Source organism: uncultured Methanobrevibacter sp., from assembly GCF_937906425.1.
Taxonomy (GTDB): Archaea; Methanobacteriota; Methanobacteria; order Methanobacteriales; family Methanobacteriaceae; genus Methanobrevibacter.
Window position 1 is genome coordinate 1 of sequence record NZ_CALCYR010000212.1, and the last position, 16,459, is coordinate 16,459.

Genomic DNA, 16,459 nt, shown 5'->3' on the forward strand with positions numbered 1-16,459 from the left:
CACTCTTTCCCTACACGACGCTCTTCCGATCTTATTTTATTAAAAATTTATACAAATTAATCTTTTATTAAAAGATTTAAAACAATTAAATAATTATTCTAAAAAATAATTACGTCAAAATATATAGAGGTAGATAAGATGGCAAAGAAAGCAAGACGTAGAGTACGTGACACTTGGAAAGAAAAATCATGGTATACTATTAAAACCCCTGTTGCATTTGGAGATAAGGAAATCGGTACCACTCCAGCAAGAGATCCTGAACTTGTATACGGAAGAACTGTAGAAGTAACCATGAGAGAATTAACTGGAGATTTCTCCAAACAATACATCAAATTACAATTTGAAGTGGACAATGTTGCAGGAAACATTGCAAACACAAAATTCACTGGACACAAAACCACTACTGATTATGTAAGAAGCATGATTAGAAGAGGAACCAGTAGAATCGATGCTCCAGTTTATGTAACAACCCAAGACGAACGTAAATTAAAACTTCATGTTTTAGCTGTTACCACTAGAAGAGCAAAATCCTCTCAACAAAAATACATGAGAGAAACCATTAACGAGTTAGTTACTAAAGTAGCTAGCGAAAAAACCTTTGATGAACTTGTAGAAAACTCTGTAAACGGTAGATTAGCTTCTGAAATTTATCACAAAGCTAAAAAAATCTATCCTCTCAAAAGAGTGGAAATCATCAAAAGTAAAGTATTAGATTAAGTCTAATATTTTCTTTTTTTTCTTTTATTAACTTATTTTTATTCAATTCACTTTTATTAAACTTATTTTTATTTATTCTTAATTTTTTTACTTATTTTTACTTATTCTTACTTATTCTACATACTTACTTATCCTTACTTAGTTTTACTTAGTTTTACCTTAATTAATTTTATTTAAACAAATTTTTACTAATTTTAGTAACTCTTACAAGCACATTATTATTAAAACTAAATTTCACTCATATATTAATTCTTACAATCACAATATGAATCAAACTAATTTTTCTATTTCACTAATTTTTTATCCTATTAATTCAGCAATTTTCAAAAATCCCTTTTTTATAAAGCATATAAACAAAAGTTTACAAAATATTGCTTTTAAAAAATAAAAACCTTTTATAAAATATCAACAATCAACAAATAAAAGATAATAAGTTAATTATTTTAAAAAATTGATTAAAATAATTTATTTAAAATAAAATAAACATAAAATTAAACTTAAATAAACTAATAAAATAAGATAAACTATTTAAATAATAAACTATATAATATAGAATAATTTTAACTACCGAGTGATAAAAATGCAAGAGACTTTAATGATAAATTGGGGATATGTAGTGCTCCTTTTTATTTTGGGGGTAATCACCTATAAAAGAAAAAGCTTGGATCTTTTAGGTTCTTTAATAATGATATTTATGGGAGTTACAATTATCTTCTCTGCAGGAGTTAATTGGCTAATTTTAATTGTATTATTCCTTATTTTAAGTCTATTTGCCACTCGTTTTGCAAAACCATACAAAAGTGAACTTGGAGAATATGAAGGAACCAGAACCGCTAAAAACGTTATCTCAAATGGATTGATAGCATTTCTAATGGCTGCATTTGGAGGTTATTACCTGCCATTGGTTGGAGGTTTCATTGGAGCTGTGGCTACAGCAACTGCAGACACCTTGGCAAGTGAAATAGGGGTTCTTCAAGAACCAAGATTAATCACCAGTTTTGAAAAAGTTCCAGCAGGAACTGATGGAGCAATATCCATTTTAGGAACTTCAGCAGGAATCGTAGGTGCTGGAGTCATAGGATTTGCAGCATTTTTACTTGGAATTATTGGCAATCCACTTACTGCAATTAAGATTTCAGTTATTGCAGGAACAATAGGTTGTTTTGTAGACAGCATACTTGGAGCAGTACTTGAAAGAAAAGGCTGGATCAATAATGAACATGTTAATCTATTAGCAACAGCTTGTGGAGCACTTATTGGAGTTATTTCAGTAATGTAACCGTTTTAAACTACTTTTTTATAAATCAATTTTAATTCACTTTTTATTTAAAAATAAAATTTAAAAATATTTTTTTAAGAAAACTACATAAAAACAAATCTTATTTTTACTAAAAAACAACTCATAAAAATCTTTTTTTAAGAAAACTACATAAAAACAATCTCATTTTTACTAAAAAACAATTCATAAAAATCTTTTTTACAAACATGATTTAAAAAAAAGTGTTTTTAATCAAATTTCAAAATTCATCCAATCAAAATCACTTTTTCATAAGTCATAAAAACAAATTTTATAAGTATATAAAATCATATTATTTATTAATAGTAATTTATATGAATATAAATTCTATAAATTTTAAAAATTTTAAAAATTTTAAAAAAAAATTAAAACTTATTAACTAATTTAATTACAAAGTCAGAATTGGTGAGAAAATGAAAGGAATAATATTAGTTATGGATGGGATGGGAGGACGCCCTCTAAAAGAACTTAATAATCAGACTACACTTCAAGCTGCAAATACTCCAAACATGGATAAAATGGCAGAAAGAGGAATAACCGGATTAATGGACTCCATTGCTCCAGGAATCATTCCAGGCAGTGATACAGCACACTTATCAATCTTAGGTTACGACCCATACGAAGTTTATACAGGAAGAGGTCCTTTTGAAGCATCTGGTGTAGGTGTAGATGTTATACCAGGAGATATTGCATTCAGATGTAATTTCTCAACTTCTGATGAAGATGGAATCATTACCGACAGACGTGCAGGAAGAATCAGAGATGGAACCGATGAAATTGTGGCAACCCTTAACACAATGAAAATCGAAGGATATGAGGACATTGAAATAATATTCAAAGAATCCACAGGCCACAGAGCTGTTTTAGTACTTAGAGGAGAAGGATTGTCAGGCAAAGTAAGTGATGCTGACCCTAAGGTTGAAGGAAACAAACCTAAAGAGGTTAAAGCTCTTGACGGAAGTCCTGAAGCAGAAAAAACTGCAGACATCCTAAACAAATTAGTGGCTAAATCCTATGAAATGGTTAAAGATCATCCAGTCAATCTTAAAAGAATTGAAGATGGAGAGGCACCTGCAAATATCATTATTCCTCGTGGTGCAGGGGCAGTTCCAGAAGTGGAATTAATTAACGATAAATACGAAGTCAATTCTGCATGTATTGCAGAAACTGGACTTATCATGGGTATTGGACGCTTTGCTGGAATGGACATCATTGAAATGGAAGATGTGACCGGTGGAGTGGACACCAATCTCGAAAACATAAGAGATACCATCCTAGACCAAGTTAAAAATAGCGACCATGACTTCTTCCTCATCAATATTGACGGAGCAGACGAAGCAGGTCACGATGGTAATGCTCGTGAAAAATTGGAATTCATTGAAAAGGTTGACAAGGTTGTTATGAGCGAACTTCTTAAATTGGAAGATGTTTATATTTTCCTAACTGCAGACCATTCAACTCCAATATCCGTTAAAAACCACTCTGGAGACCCAGTTCCAGTATTGATCAATGGTCCTGAAGTAAGAGTTGATGATGTAAAGGAATACAATGAATATGCAGTGGCTAAAGGAGGCCTATGTAGAATCAGAGGTTCTGACGTGATGAATATCCTTACTGATTTAATGGGTTATGCACATAAATTCGGAGCTTAAATAAAGATAAAAAAATCTTTAAAATAAAGACAAAAATTATCTAAATAAAGATAAAATCATTTAATAGCACTATAAAATATTAATTAAAAATCAGTTTTATTAAAATAACTTAAATCTTAGAGGCTAAACTATGGCAAATAAAAAATTATTCGGAACTTCAGGAATCAGGGGAAAAGTTGGTTCTGAAGTAGATTCCGAATTGGCATTAAAAATAGGAAAGGCTTTAGCTAAATATCTAAACAACACTGGAAAGGTAGTTATTGGATACGATACAAGAACTACAAATGAAATGTTGGAACAGGCCATTACAGCAGGTTTAACAGAACATGGAGTAGATGTAATTAAAATTTCCATGGTTCCAACCCCTCTTGTAGGATATGCAACCTTGAAATTAGGTGCAGATGCAGGAGTAATGCTTACAGCTTCACATAACCCTTCCCATTATAATGGAATCAAGCTTTGGAATGCAAATGGAATGGCTTACACTCCAGAACAGGAAACTGAAATTGAGGAGATTTACTATTCCAATGATTTCGGAGAGGTTTATTGGGACAAAATAGGTACTATAAGCCACAACGACGAAATTAAAAAGCAATATATTGACGCTTTATTGGATGTTGTTGACATCAAGGAAGGGCTTAAGGTTGTTATTGACTGTGCTTGCGGCGCAGGATCTGAAATTTCCCCACTTGTATTTAGAAAGGCAGGATGTGAAGTAATTACCCTGAATTCACAGGTTGACGGATTCTTCCCTGGAAGAAACCCTGAACCTAATGAGGCTAACCTATCAAGTCTTATGAAAGCAGTTGTTGCAACAGGATCTGACTTGGGAATTGCACATGACGGTGATGCAGACAGAATGATTACCGTTGATGAAAAGGGTAATGTTTCAGACTTTGACAAACTTTTAGCTCTCGTTTCAAGAAAATTCGGCGGAACTGTAGTCACTACAGTCGATGCAGGATTATGTATGGATGAAGCAATGGAAGAAGTTGGAGGAAAGGTCCTTAGAACCAAGGTTGGAGACGTTAACGTTGCAGACGTTATCATTAAGGAAAATGCGAGCTTCGGCGGAGAGCCTTCAGGTACATGGTTACATCCAGACTTCTGTATGTGTCCAGACGGAATCCTATCCGGTCTTAGAATGGCTGAAATCGTTTCAAAAGAAGGAAAATTATCCAAACTCCTTGAGAACTTCCCAGACTATCCAAACATTAGGGAAAAAGTAATCTGTTCCAAGGAAGAAAAAATCAAGGTTATGGAAAATATGGATGAGCTTTTATCCAATGCCTTTGATGACATTAAGGAAATCAATACAATTGACGGAATCAGATTAAGTTTTGATGACGGAAGTTGGGTTTTGGTTAGACCTTCAGGTACTGAAGATTATGTAAGAATAACATTAGAGGCAAAAACCGAAGAAAAGGCCGAATCCATTAAAGAGACTTGCATAAACTTAATTAAAGAAAATCTTTAAGAATAAAGAACAAATACTGAAAATAATAAATTTACAAGAAATAAATATTAAAATCACAAAAATCAATGATAAAAAAATTTTATTAATACAATTATAGATAGATAAAAATGTAATAGTTTTTATATTAGTTTTAACATAATAAAAGTATTGATTGATTTGTAATAAATTTATTAATAACAAAAAAAGGTGATTATATGGTAAAATATGTGTGTATGCATTGTGAATATACCTGGGATTCTGAAACAGGTGACCCAGCTTACAAAGTACCAGCTGGACCTTTAGAAGACTTCCCTGACGACTGGGTATGCCCTCAATGTGCTGCAGGTATAGAAGGAATTATTGAAGAAGACGATTAGATCTTTTTCAAAAAAACTAATTTTTTTTAAAAATTTTTAATTTTATTTTTTCTTATTTTATTGAATATTTAATGCTTATTTTTAACTTATTTAAATAATTTTAACTAATTATAACTAATTCTAACTAATTATAACTAATTATAACTAATTATAACTAATTTTATTGAATTTAAACTTGTTCAAACTAAATTTAATTAAAATAAACATTTAAATCAATTTTATAAAAAACTTTTTAAAACCCCATAGCAACACTTCTTTTAATAATTAGTATAATATAAAACTATTTTATAATCTAAAAACTAAACACAATTGCCAAAAAGATTTAAATAATTATTTAAATGAATAACAACTAATATTAATTAATGTAATTTAATTTTTAAAAAATTTTTAACTTAAAGTCAAGTTAAAAAAATTAATTAATTAATTAAAATTTTAATTTAAATCAAAATATAAAAATGATTTTTTAAAAAGCTTAAAAATAGCTAAAAGCTAAAAAAACAGCTAAAAACTTAAAAAAATTCATTAAGGAGGAATTCGATGAAAGCTATAATCTTAAGTGCAGGCGAAGGAACACGTATGAGACCCCTTACTCTTACAAAACCAAAAACAATGCTGCCTGTTGCTGGAAAACCAATTATACAATATAATATAGAAGCTTTAAGAGATTGTGGTGTAAAAGACATTCTTCTTATTGTAGGATATAAGGAAGAGATTGTAAAAAATTATTTCAAGGATGGAAAAGAATTTGGAGTAAACATAAGCTATGCAACCCAAGGAAAACTGGAAGGAACTGCAAATGCAATAGGTTATGGAAAGGAATTTATTGAAGACAGCCTAATTACTCTTAATGGAGACATTATCCTTGATTCAGAAATACTTGGAGAAATCATTTCAGATTATGAACAATCAGATGTTGACACATTAATGGTTATTACTGAAGTGGAAGATCCAAGCGCATTCGGTGTTGTTGAATTGGATGGAGCAAAAATTACAAGAATTGTTGAAAAGCCAAAACTGGAAGAGGCTCCAAGCAATATGATCAATACTGGAATCTATATATTCAATAAAGACATTTTTGATAAGATTGACAAAACAGAAATCTCACCAAGAGGAGAATATGAGATTACTGATTCAATATCCATGCAGATTGAAGATGGAAAAATCGTGAAAGGGCATAAGACTTCAAAAGAATGGATGGACATAGGAAAACCATGGGAATTGATTGAAATCAATGAGGCTTTACTTAACGACATTAAAGGAGAAATTAAAGGAAAAGTCGAAGAGGGAGCTACAATCCATGGAGAAGTGTTCTTGGATGAAGGAAGCCTTATCCGTTCAGGAGTTTACATTAAAGGACCTGTTTATATCGGTAAAAACTGTGACATTGGACCAAACTCATACATTAGAGGAAACTCCTACTTTGGAGACAATGTACACATTGGAAATGCAGTGGAAATCAAAAACTCAATCATTATGGAAAACACAAATGTTAGCCATTTAAGTTATGTCGGAGATTCCATTCTCGGTTCAAACTGCAATATTGCTGCCGGAACAAATATTGCAAATCTAAGATTTGACAATAAAACAGTTAAGACCACAATCAAAAACAAGAGAATTGACAGTGGTAGAAGGAAACTTGGAGCAATCGTTGGAGACAGCGTAAAAACCGGAATCAACTCAAGTTTAAGTCCAGGTGTAAAAATAGGAGTACGTTCAACCATAGGTTCTGGAGTTTTACTATACGAAGATTTAGCATCTGACATGAGGGTTTTGGTAAAACAGGAACATATTATACAAAACAAAAAAGAAACCGGACAAATCTCCCTTGAAGAAGTTGAAGATGGAGAATAAGTTTTATTATTAACCCAGTAAAGTTTACATGAAATTACATGTAAATTAAAGAAGCATGAAAAGTTTTATTAGTGAAAAATACAAATAGAATAAAGTAAGTTATCAATAAAAGTCCAAGAAAAACTATTGATAAATACAAACAAAATAAAGTAAGTTATCAATAAAAGTTCAAGAAATATTATTGGTACATACAAAGAATTTATTAATTAAAAAAAGTGAGGAGTATTATGAAACTCAATGAACCCGTAAAAATATTCCCTGGTGCTCAAGTATTGGGAGATGTAGAAATTGGTAAAAATTGTTCCATCTGGCATGGAGCAGTTATTCGTGGAGATGTTGCACCAATAAGAATTGGTGAAAACTCAAATGTTCAAGACAATTGTGTATTACACTCTTCTTCAGGATTAACTCTCAGTATTGGAGATTATGTATCCATAGGACATGGAGCTGTAGTTCATGGATGTACCATTGAGGACAATGTCCTTATTGGAATGAATGCAACTGTTTTAAATGGCGCCAAAATAGGCAAAAACTCTATTGTAGGAGCTGGAGCAGTTGTTAGTGAAGGAAAGGAATTTCCAGAAAACAGTTTGATTTTAGGAGTTCCTGGAAAACTAATAAAAGAAACTACCCAAGAACAAAGAGACCACATCCTTTTGAATGCTAAACACTATGTAGAACTTTCAAATGAATATGAAGACTAATCATATTCATTAAATTTTTCTTTTTTTCTTATTTACATTACTTTTCTTATTTTTATTATTTTTCTTATTTACATTATTTTTCTTATTTTTCTAATTTTTAGTTATAATATTAAATTTAAATTTATTTTAATTATTAAACTTTTAAAAATACTGATTTTAAAAAAAATTAAGTCATTTTAAAACTTTCTAAATAAAAAAAATTAAAAAAGTCTCTGAAATTCTTAAGTTTTAATAATAATTAAAAATATAATAATTACTAATGAAAACTATACTAATTCAATTTACTTTTTTAATTACAAAAAACTAGAAACTATTAAAAAAATATGAAAAAATATAAAAAATTAAAATGATTATACTTATCAGATCAAAGAAAAAATTTTAGGAGTAAAAGCATGCAAGTTCGTAAAGCTGTAGAAGAATTAGACCCATATGTTCCAGGAAGATCCAAAGAGGAAATTGCACAGGAATTTGGGGTAAACAAGGAAGACATCATCAAGTTAGGATCTAATGAAAATCCATTTGGACCTTCACCAAAAGTAAAAGAGGCTATTGAAGCTGAATTAAAAAACATTAACAGATATCCTGAATCCGATTTGGAGGAATTGAAAAAAGAATTTGCAAGATATTCAAATGTAAGCCCTGAAGAAATAATCATTGGTGGAGATGGAGCAGATGAGCTTATTGACACCTTGGCAAAAACATTTATAGAAAAGGGAGATGAATTTATTGTTCCTTTACCTTCCTATATGTACTATGAGTTCCTATTCAAACCATATGGAGCAATTCCACACTATGCAAGATGGAATATGGAAAGTAACACTTTAGACTTGGATTCAGTATTGGATGCAATAAATGAAAAAACCAAAATGCTCTTCTTATGCACTCCAAACAACCCAACTGGAGCATTGATCTCACAGGACGAACTTAGAACAATCCTAAATCAAACCAGTAAAGACAAGGGAGGAGTCTGTGATGCAATAGTAGTTATAGATGAAGCATACTTTGAATACTCCGAAACAAACAATGTAAATCTCCTTAAGGAATATGACAACATATTCATCATCCGAACAATGTCCAAGGTAATGGGTCTTGCTGGAATGAGAATAGGATACGGCATTTCAAGCCCTGAAATCATTGAATACATGCACAGGATAAAACCTGTTTTCTCACTTACAAAACTTTCATATGTGGCTGCATTAAATACAATAAAAGACACCGAATACATTGAAAGCTCAATTAAAAAGGGAATTGAAAGCAGGGAATACCTATACAATGAGATTTTCAAAATGAAATCCGTTAAAATCTATAAATCATATTCAAACTTCATGTTAATTGACATTCATGACACTGGATTTACAGCTGCAGAACTTACAGAGGAATTCATGAAAAGAGGAATGATTGTAAGAGACTGTACTTCATTCAAGGGAATTGACGAATATTACATTAGAATAAGTATTTGTACTCTTGAAGAAGACGCTAAATTCATCAAGGCAATGAAAGAAATCCTAAATGAGGAATAAAAGAGTAATTTTTAAAAAAATAATCATATTTGGAAAAATAATTGAAATACACTCATATTAAATAATTAAAAAAATAATTAAAAAAAACAATTAAAATAACACTTTTCTAAAAAAAATAATTAAAAAAAAACAATTAAAATAAGAATTTAATCTTAAACAAATAAAAAGAGTAGATAAAATGGAATATAGTGCAACAGTAACTTCTTCAATCGAATATCCCAAGAATATGTCCTTTGTAATATTCTTGGCAAAATGTCCATTAAGATGTCCTTACTGCAGTAACAGTGAAATCCTAGAGGAAGGAATTGAAATAAGCATTGAAGAAATTCGTGAAAAAATAGATGACTCTGCCCTTTTCATGGATGCTGTTGTAGTCTCTGGAGGAGAACCACTTGTCCAAGTGGATGACGTTATTGAAATATTCAAATACGTTAGAGAGATTGGCCTTAAAAGCAAATTGGATACAAGTGGAGTTTACCCTGAAAGGCTTGAAAAAATATTGGAATTAGGATTGGTTGATTATGTTGCCATGGATGTCAAGGCTCCCTTTGAAAAATATAATGAAGTTATTAAATCAGACATTGGTGAAAATGTAAAGAAATCCATGGAGATAATCAAAAAATACAAAGATGTCTATTTGGAATGCAGAACCACATATTGTCCTGCACTACTTAATGAAGAGGACCTCTTCCAAATATGTGAAGAGGTGGATTGTGATTTATATACAATCCAACAATTCAGAAACAGATGTGTATTGGATGACTCATTGGCAGAATCTGAAGAGCCAAATGCACATAAAATGGAAGAAATAGCTAAAAAACTAAAAGAAGCATTTCCAAATCAGGACATTAATGTAAAAACTGCAGAATTCGGTCAAAAAAGCTTATAAAGTATAATTTAAAAGAAAACTAGAAAAAATTGAATTAAAATAACTTATTTAAACTTAATAAAAATTAAAAAAAAACTACACAAACACTAAAAAAACATAACGATTTAAAAAAAAAAGTTTTAATTTATAAAAATAAAATAGATAAATTTATAACTTTTTCACAAGAAACTAATATATGTAATAATAAAACTTGTATAACAAGATTAGAACCTATTACAACTATTTTTATTATCTAAATAAAGGGTGATTTAATGCCTATAATGTCCTTTGGAAGTCAAAATATCAATATTATTACTAATAAAAGAGCAATGACTATAAGGAAATTATGGAAAACCCCTTTAAAGAAAGGAGACCGACTCCATTGTTATTGGAACTTAGCATCAAAGGAAAAGAAAAAAATCTTTGAGGCTGAAGTTATTGACGTAAAAACTATTTCTTTTAAAGAGCTAAAAAACAATGATGCCCTTGCTCGAGAAGAGGGATATGAGGATTCCACGGAAATGGTAAAGGAATTCAAGAAAATGTATCCTGACAGAATATCTGACAATGACCTATTCCAAGTAATCTATTTTGAAAAACTGGACATTGAAAAGTGGAAAGGGGAAAAAATAGATCAAAAGGAAATGATTACACAAAGGGCAGACATTCTATTTGATACAGGCAAATATGACAAGTCAGTATTATGTTACAATGCAGCTTTAAAAATAGATCCTGATGACGTTTACCTTTTAAACAAAAAAGGAGACAACTTAAGTAGATTGGACCGTTTTGACGAATCAATTGAATGTTATGACAAGGCCCTTGAACTAGAAAGCGACAATGAGTACATCTGGAACAATAAGGCAATAGCTATGCTTAACTCTGGAAATGTGGAGGAAGCATTGGTTGCAAGTGACAATGCATTAAAGGCAAATCCTGACAATACTGTTGTCCTTTATTGGAGAGGATTCATTTTAGAAATTCTATCAGAGCTTGACAAGGCTTTAGAAGTTTATGACAAATTGCTTACGCTTGACGATTCAAACCCTGAAGTATGGAATGCAAGAGGAAATGTGCTTACAGATATGGAAAGACCTGAAGAGGCTCTTGAAGCCTATGATAAAGCATTGGAATTATGCTTAAACGATTCTGAATTAGATGCATCAGCACAAAACAGAAAAGGAAATGCATTGTTAGATTTAGGCAGGTTTGAAGAAGCGATTGAATGTTATGACAATGCAATTAACTTAGAACCTCACAACACTTCTTTTTTACTTAATAAAGGAGTGGTTTTAATGGAACTTGACAAATTCGACGAAGCTGAAATCCTTTTTACCAAAGTGCTTGCCCTTGATCCTTCAAATGACGACGCTAGAGTCTTAAAAATGGAATGTTTAGAAAACATGTAATTAAACTCAGACTATTTTTTAAATAAGTTTTACTGAATTTTAAAGAACTTTATATAATCTTAAAATAACTACAAAAAATAAACTATTTTTAAAGACAATTTCTTATTTAATCTTAAAATAACCACAAAAAATAAACTATTTTTGAAGACAATTTTTACAAAAATCCGAAAATTGCACTATTTTTTAAGTTTTTTCCACTTATGAATTAAGATATGTAGATTGGCTTATCAAAAATATTGAAAAATAATTAAACTTTTAATTAAATTGAAATAACGATACATTAAATATAGTAAACCAATAAAAGAATCTATTTTAATAATAGTTAAAATTAAAATAATTAATTATAAATTCAATGCTAAAAATAGCCGGATTAAAAATTAATAAAAAATAGAAATTAAAAAAATCATTAATAATTTGAAAAAAAATAAAATAATTAATAAAAAATAGAAAAGTAAAAAAATTAAAACTCTAGATTGTCAATTACATCAACTAGTTTTTCACTCAATCCATAAGTCTTTTCCATTGGCTCATAGGAATAGGTCTCATAAACAATTGTCGGAATTCCACTTTCAACCACTGGAAGAGTGATATAAGGAGGGCTTGTCCTATATTCAGGAGCATAATAAACAAGTTCCTCAATTCTTTCAAGCAAAACATTGATTATTTCACTTGATTCATCATCAAATCCTGGTGCAAAGATGAAATTGGTCTTCTCATAAGTTCCAGGACCTTTTAAACCCTTATTACTATGAATGTCAACAAAAAAGTCATATTTATTTTCAATAATGTGTGGAGCTACAAATTCCCGAGCAAGCAATTGGCCATCCATACGACCTTCAGTTTCCTCATCAAGCTCCCCTATCACATTAATGTTATAAATATAGTAAGAATAATTTAAAGAAGAACCCTTATCAATTATTGTATCAAACAAACCCCTGTGAGCCTTGCTTTCAAGAGGATGCATACCAATCAAATAGGCTATTTTTATATTTGAATCCAAATTTCCAAAGGGTCCGTGAAGGTGAACTGTACCTAAATCATTTTTTCCAATCAATTCAGCTTCAAAACTGGAAGAATCAACCTTCGCTTCATCAGTAGGATATGGAGGAAAATTTTTATTAAACATTTTTAACACCTGAAAATAAAATAAAAAAATAAAATAAATTAAAATAAAAAAAAATAAAATAAAATAAATACTTAAAAATTTTGAATATTGCATTTAAATAAAATTAAAACTATTTTAAACTATTAAAGTCCAAATTATCAATTTTATCAGTTAAATTGTTTACCAATTTATAAGTTGTACTGATATTCTCATATGAAAAGGTTTCATAATTAATTGTAGGAGTTCCTGCCTCCTCTACAGGCAATGTAATATAAGGAGGGCTTGATTGTGCTGCAGGGAAATAATACTCAAGTTCTGGAAGTTCATTTAACAATGCCCTTACAAAGACCTCTGACTTTTCATCCTGCCCCACTGCAAAAATAAAGTTGGTTTTCTCATAGGTTCCGCCAACAGTTCCCTTATTGCTGTGAACATCTACAAAAAGATCATATGATCCATTGATAATATGAGGCGCCACAAACTCTTGAGCAAGCAATTGACCGCTCATACGACCTTCATCATCAAGATTAGGATTAGTTACATTAATCTTATAAATATAATAACAATAATTCAGGGAGCTATTCTTAAACACCATTGTATCAAATAAAGCCCTATGAACCTTACTTTCATAAGGATGCATACCTATTGAATATGCTATCTTAATGTCCGAATCAGGATTTCCAAACGGTCCGAAAAGTTCAACAGTTCCTAAATCATTCTCCCCCAATAATTTAGAGCCAATATTGGATGAGTCTATTTTAGCCTCATCTGTAGGCCCATCGGCAAATGACAGATTAGAATAAAGACTAGCAAAATCAGCGCCGGCAACATTTGAATTATTTATTGAATTGGCATCGTTATTTGTATAAATTGCATAAGCTAAAAATACAATGGAAAAGGCCAAAATAATTACTAAAATAAGTATCAATTTATTTTTGTTATCAGAAAACATTTTTAAAAAGACAAATCATCAAATCAAATTCAACATTAAATAATAAAAAAGAAAAATATAAAGATTTAATAATTAATTTTTATATTTTTCCACCAAACTTATTCCCCAATTAGCCATTTCACTTGCTTTTTCCATTGAATCAGACTCAGCGAAACATCTAAATATCGGTTCAGTACCGGATGGTCTTATAATAACCCAACCGTCTTCCTTAAGGATTTTTACACCATCGGTAGTGTCAAGTTTAAAGTCGGTTGTTTCTTTTATTTCATCTGCAATCTTGGACATTACCTCTTGCTTTAAATCATCAGCACATTCTATTTTCAATTTTTCCTGATAATAAACTGGAAGTTCGTCAACAAGTTCAGATAAAGGCTTATCTTCCTTAACCAAAATTTCAAGAATCTTGGCTACAGTCATTGCAGCATCCCTACCATAGATAAAGTCAGGGAAAATCAAACCACCGTTTTCCTCTCCACCGAATAAACCATCAGTATCCTTAAGTTTTCTTGCAACAAGCAAGTCTCCAACTGCAGTTGCAATAACTTCACCGCCAAATTCATCTGCAATATCATAGATAGCCTGAGAAGTGGCTACAGTTGTTACGATAATGCCTCCGTCATTTTCCTTTAACATTTGTCTTTCAACCAATGCAAAGGTCTTATCGCCTAAAATAAAGTTTCCTTTCTCATCAATACAAATGGTTCTGTCTGCATCACCGTCATGAGCAAGACCAATGTCTGCACCCAAATCCTTGACAGTTGCAATCAAATCCTGAAGATTTGCTTCAATTGGTTCCGGATCTCTTCCAGGGAAGAAACCATCAGCCTGACAATTAAGAGTAGTTACTTCACAACCTAATTCCTTTAAAATGTAAGGAGCGGTGTATGAGCCTGCACCTGAACCGCAATCAACAACAACCTTAAGTTTTCTTGCCCTGATTGCTTCAACATCAACTCTTTTTAAGGTTTCCTTAATATACTCATCAATTATACTTTCATTAGTGAAAACTTCACCAATCTTATCCCAGGAAGCACGAATCGGTTCAGAATCGAAATATAATTTTTCAACTTCAATTTCCATATCATCAGGAGTTCCTATACCAAATTCATCCACAAACTTAAGCCCATTATATTTAGGAGGATTGTGAGAAGCTGTTACAATAATTCCACCATCATAATAATTTCTTACAGCATATTGAATAGCAGGAGTTGGAAGAATTCCTAAATCTACCACATCACAACCTGAAGAAAGTAAACCTGCAGTGATTGCATGTTTAAGCATTGGAGTACTGGTTCTTGTATCTCCACCAATAGCTACTGTTCCCTGAACAATAGAACCATAACTTGCAGCAAGACGAGAAGCAAATTCAGGAGTTAAAACATCATTTGCAGTTCTTCTTACACCAAATGTACCAAATAATCTTTTTTCTACCATTATATAACCCTTAAAATAAATTTTTGAATTATATGAATTATTAAATTAATTAGTTAAAATATTAATAAGTCATTATTTTATTGATTAGTATTAGTTTTGTTTATACAATTTTAAATATTTTATTAAAAAGAAAATAGAAAAACTGAAAATTAAATTTTTAAATTAATTGAAATGAAAAAATTAATCCATTAAGAAATCAATTTAATCGAAAACCCAAAAATTAAATTGAAATGAAAAAATTAATCCATTAATAAATCAATTTAATCGAATTGGCATTCTGCAAAATCAGTTCCATTGCAGAGTTATATTCAGTTATACTTCCTGTAATCTTAACCTTATGATTCTTAAAGTCATTCAAGTCATTTCCAACATCCTCCAGTTCAACCAATGTTGATTCAAAAACAATAACATTTATCTTGCTTGTTCCATCATTCAATTCCAAAAAGCAGGACTTTCCACTTGAAGACATCTTAACCGATTCCACAACGCCTGTTACTGAAACTATTTCACCAATATTATTTCTTGTAATCTCCTTGATTTCTATCTCCTTCGGTTCAATAGAGGATGCAAAAACAAGCATTCCTATAATTCCAATTAAAGTAGTGACTATTGCAACCTTAAATATTAATTGATCTGTAACTTCCATTTTTTCACCATTAATCCATTTTCCAATAAAAATTAAAATAATCAAAAAAGAATTTTAAAAACTATCAAGAGTTATAAAAAAATATTTTAAAAAAAAATTTAAAAAAAAATTTTAAAAACTATCAAGAGAGTTATAAAAAAATATTTTAAAAAAATTTTTCTAAAACATTATTATTTTAATTTTTAAGGACTTAAATTAATATATATTAAAAAATAAGATATAAACTTTACTTAAATTTAAAATTAATAATGATTTAATCTTGAAATATTAATTTAAATGATTAAAATTCAATTTGAGTAGTAAAATTTAAAATAAAAATAAAATTCAAAACAAATGCAAAAATTTAATAAAAATCTAAAAATTCAAGAAAAAAAAATAAAATTCAAAACAAATGCAAAAAATAATAAAAATCTAAAAATTCAAGAAAAAAAATAAAAATTCAAAACAAATGCAAAAAATAATAAAAATCTA

14 protein-coding genes are annotated in these 16,459 nt (G+C 30.1%); 10 read left to right on the forward strand and 4 right to left on the reverse strand.

What is annotated here, in order from left to right:
- Positions 1 to 138 precede the first annotated feature (138 nt).
- From Q0138_RS06125 to Q0138_RS06170, 10 genes are all read left to right on the forward strand, one after another.
- A complete protein-coding gene (locus tag Q0138_RS06125) occupies positions 139 to 717 on the forward strand; it encodes a 30S ribosomal protein S3ae (protein ID WP_297982105.1) in 579 nt (192 codons plus the stop codon).
- Positions 718 to 1,297: 580 nt separating this feature from the next.
- Entirely contained in the window at positions 1,298 to 1,996 is a 699-nt protein-coding gene (locus tag Q0138_RS06130; protein WP_297982107.1) for a TIGR00297 family protein, read from the forward strand.
- Between the two features lie 431 nt (positions 1,997 to 2,427).
- A complete protein-coding gene (locus tag Q0138_RS06135) occupies positions 2,428 to 3,666 on the forward strand; it encodes a 2,3-bisphosphoglycerate-independent phosphoglycerate mutase (protein WP_297982109.1) in 1,239 nt (412 codons plus the stop codon).
- Between the two features lie 130 nt (positions 3,667 to 3,796).
- Entirely contained in the window at positions 3,797 to 5,143 is a 1,347-nt protein-coding gene (gene glmM, locus Q0138_RS06140; RefSeq protein WP_297982111.1) for a phosphoglucosamine mutase, read from the forward strand.
- Between the two features lie 194 nt (positions 5,144 to 5,337).
- Positions 5,338 to 5,499 carry a rubredoxin gene (locus Q0138_RS06145; protein WP_297982112.1) on the forward strand — a complete coding sequence of 54 codons (162 nt, stop codon included), beginning with the start codon at positions 5,338 to 5,340 and terminating at the stop codon, positions 5,497 to 5,499.
- A gap of 537 nt (positions 5,500 to 6,036) precedes the next feature.
- Complete coding sequence (gene glmU / locus Q0138_RS06150; RefSeq protein WP_297982114.1) at positions 6,037 to 7,350, forward strand: bifunctional sugar-1-phosphate nucleotidylyltransferase/acetyltransferase; 1,314 nt, start codon at positions 6,037 to 6,039, stop codon at positions 7,348 to 7,350.
- A 227-nt stretch (positions 7,351 to 7,577) separates the two neighbouring features.
- Positions 7,578 to 8,054 carry a gamma carbonic anhydrase family protein gene (locus Q0138_RS06155; RefSeq protein WP_297982116.1) on the forward strand — a complete coding sequence of 159 codons (477 nt, stop codon included), beginning with the start codon at positions 7,578 to 7,580 and terminating at the stop codon, positions 8,052 to 8,054.
- 392 nt (positions 8,055 to 8,446) lie between these two features.
- Complete coding sequence (gene hisC, locus Q0138_RS06160; RefSeq protein ID WP_297982118.1) at positions 8,447 to 9,574, forward strand: histidinol-phosphate transaminase; 1,128 nt, start codon at positions 8,447 to 8,449, stop codon at positions 9,572 to 9,574.
- A gap of 178 nt (positions 9,575 to 9,752) precedes the next feature.
- Positions 9,753 to 10,463, forward strand: a complete 711-nt coding sequence (locus Q0138_RS06165; RefSeq protein WP_297982120.1) for an anaerobic ribonucleoside-triphosphate reductase activating protein — start codon at positions 9,753 to 9,755, stop codon at positions 10,461 to 10,463.
- 251 nt (positions 10,464 to 10,714) lie between these two features.
- Positions 10,715 to 11,851 (forward strand): tetratricopeptide repeat protein, encoded by a 1,137-nt coding sequence (locus Q0138_RS06170; protein WP_297982122.1) that lies wholly within the window; start codon positions 10,715 to 10,717, stop codon positions 11,849 to 11,851.
- Between the two features lie 460 nt (positions 11,852 to 12,311).
- Here Q0138_RS06170 and Q0138_RS06175 read toward each other — a convergent pair whose 3' ends face one another.
- The 4 genes from Q0138_RS06175 to Q0138_RS06190 form a co-directional block, all read right to left on the reverse strand.
- The gene (locus Q0138_RS06175; protein WP_297982124.1) at positions 12,312 to 12,977 is read right to left on the reverse strand and encodes an adhesin; all 666 of its coding nucleotides are present in this window, start codon (positions 12,975 to 12,977) and stop codon (positions 12,312 to 12,314) included.
- 109 nt (positions 12,978 to 13,086) lie between these two features.
- Positions 13,087 to 13,908 (reverse strand): adhesin, encoded by an 822-nt coding sequence (locus Q0138_RS06180; protein WP_297982125.1) that lies wholly within the window; start codon positions 13,906 to 13,908, stop codon positions 13,087 to 13,089.
- 72 nt (positions 13,909 to 13,980) lie between these two features.
- Positions 13,981 to 15,342 (reverse strand): phosphoglucosamine mutase, encoded by a 1,362-nt coding sequence (gene glmM, locus Q0138_RS06185; protein WP_297982127.1) that lies wholly within the window; start codon positions 15,340 to 15,342, stop codon positions 13,981 to 13,983.
- A 247-nt stretch (positions 15,343 to 15,589) separates the two neighbouring features.
- Complete coding sequence (locus tag Q0138_RS06190) at positions 15,590 to 15,988, reverse strand: OB-fold nucleic acid binding domain-containing protein (RefSeq protein WP_297982128.1); 399 nt, start codon at positions 15,986 to 15,988, stop codon at positions 15,590 to 15,592.
- Between the last annotated feature and the right edge of the window lie 471 nt (positions 15,989 to 16,459).

Bases quoted from the DNA above. Each gene is read 5' to 3' on its own strand.
- Q0138_RS06135 (WP_297982109.1), top strand. From the start codon at position 2,428: ATGAAAGGAATAATATTAGTTATGGATGGGATGGGAGGACGCCCTCTA.
- glmM (WP_297982127.1), bottom strand. From the start codon at position 15,342: ATGGTAGAAAAAAGATTATTTGGTACATTTGGTGTAAGAAGAACTGCA.
- Q0138_RS06170 (WP_297982122.1), top strand. From the start codon at position 10,715: ATGCCTATAATGTCCTTTGGAAGTCAAAATATCAATATTATTACTAAT.
- Q0138_RS06175 (WP_297982124.1), bottom strand. From the start codon at position 12,977: ATGTTTAATAAAAATTTTCCTCCATATCCTACTGATGAAGCGAAGGTT.
- Q0138_RS06165 (WP_297982120.1), top strand. From the start codon at position 9,753: ATGGAATATAGTGCAACAGTAACTTCTTCAATCGAATATCCCAAGAAT.
- glmU (WP_297982114.1), top strand. From the start codon at position 6,037: ATGAAAGCTATAATCTTAAGTGCAGGCGAAGGAACACGTATGAGACCC.
- Q0138_RS06125 (WP_297982105.1), top strand. From the start codon at position 139: ATGGCAAAGAAAGCAAGACGTAGAGTACGTGACACTTGGAAAGAAAAA.
- hisC (WP_297982118.1), top strand. From the start codon at position 8,447: ATGCAAGTTCGTAAAGCTGTAGAAGAATTAGACCCATATGTTCCAGGA.
- Q0138_RS06145 (WP_297982112.1), top strand. From the start codon at position 5,338: ATGGTAAAATATGTGTGTATGCATTGTGAATATACCTGGGATTCTGAA.
- Q0138_RS06190 (WP_297982128.1), bottom strand. From the start codon at position 15,988: ATGGAAGTTACAGATCAATTAATATTTAAGGTTGCAATAGTCACTACT.
- Q0138_RS06130 (WP_297982107.1), top strand. From the start codon at position 1,298: ATGCAAGAGACTTTAATGATAAATTGGGGATATGTAGTGCTCCTTTTT.
- Q0138_RS06180 (WP_297982125.1), bottom strand. From the start codon at position 13,908: ATGTTTTCTGATAACAAAAATAAATTGATACTTATTTTAGTAATTATT.
- glmM (WP_297982111.1), top strand. From the start codon at position 3,797: ATGGCAAATAAAAAATTATTCGGAACTTCAGGAATCAGGGGAAAAGTT.
- Q0138_RS06155 (WP_297982116.1), top strand. From the start codon at position 7,578: ATGAAACTCAATGAACCCGTAAAAATATTCCCTGGTGCTCAAGTATTG.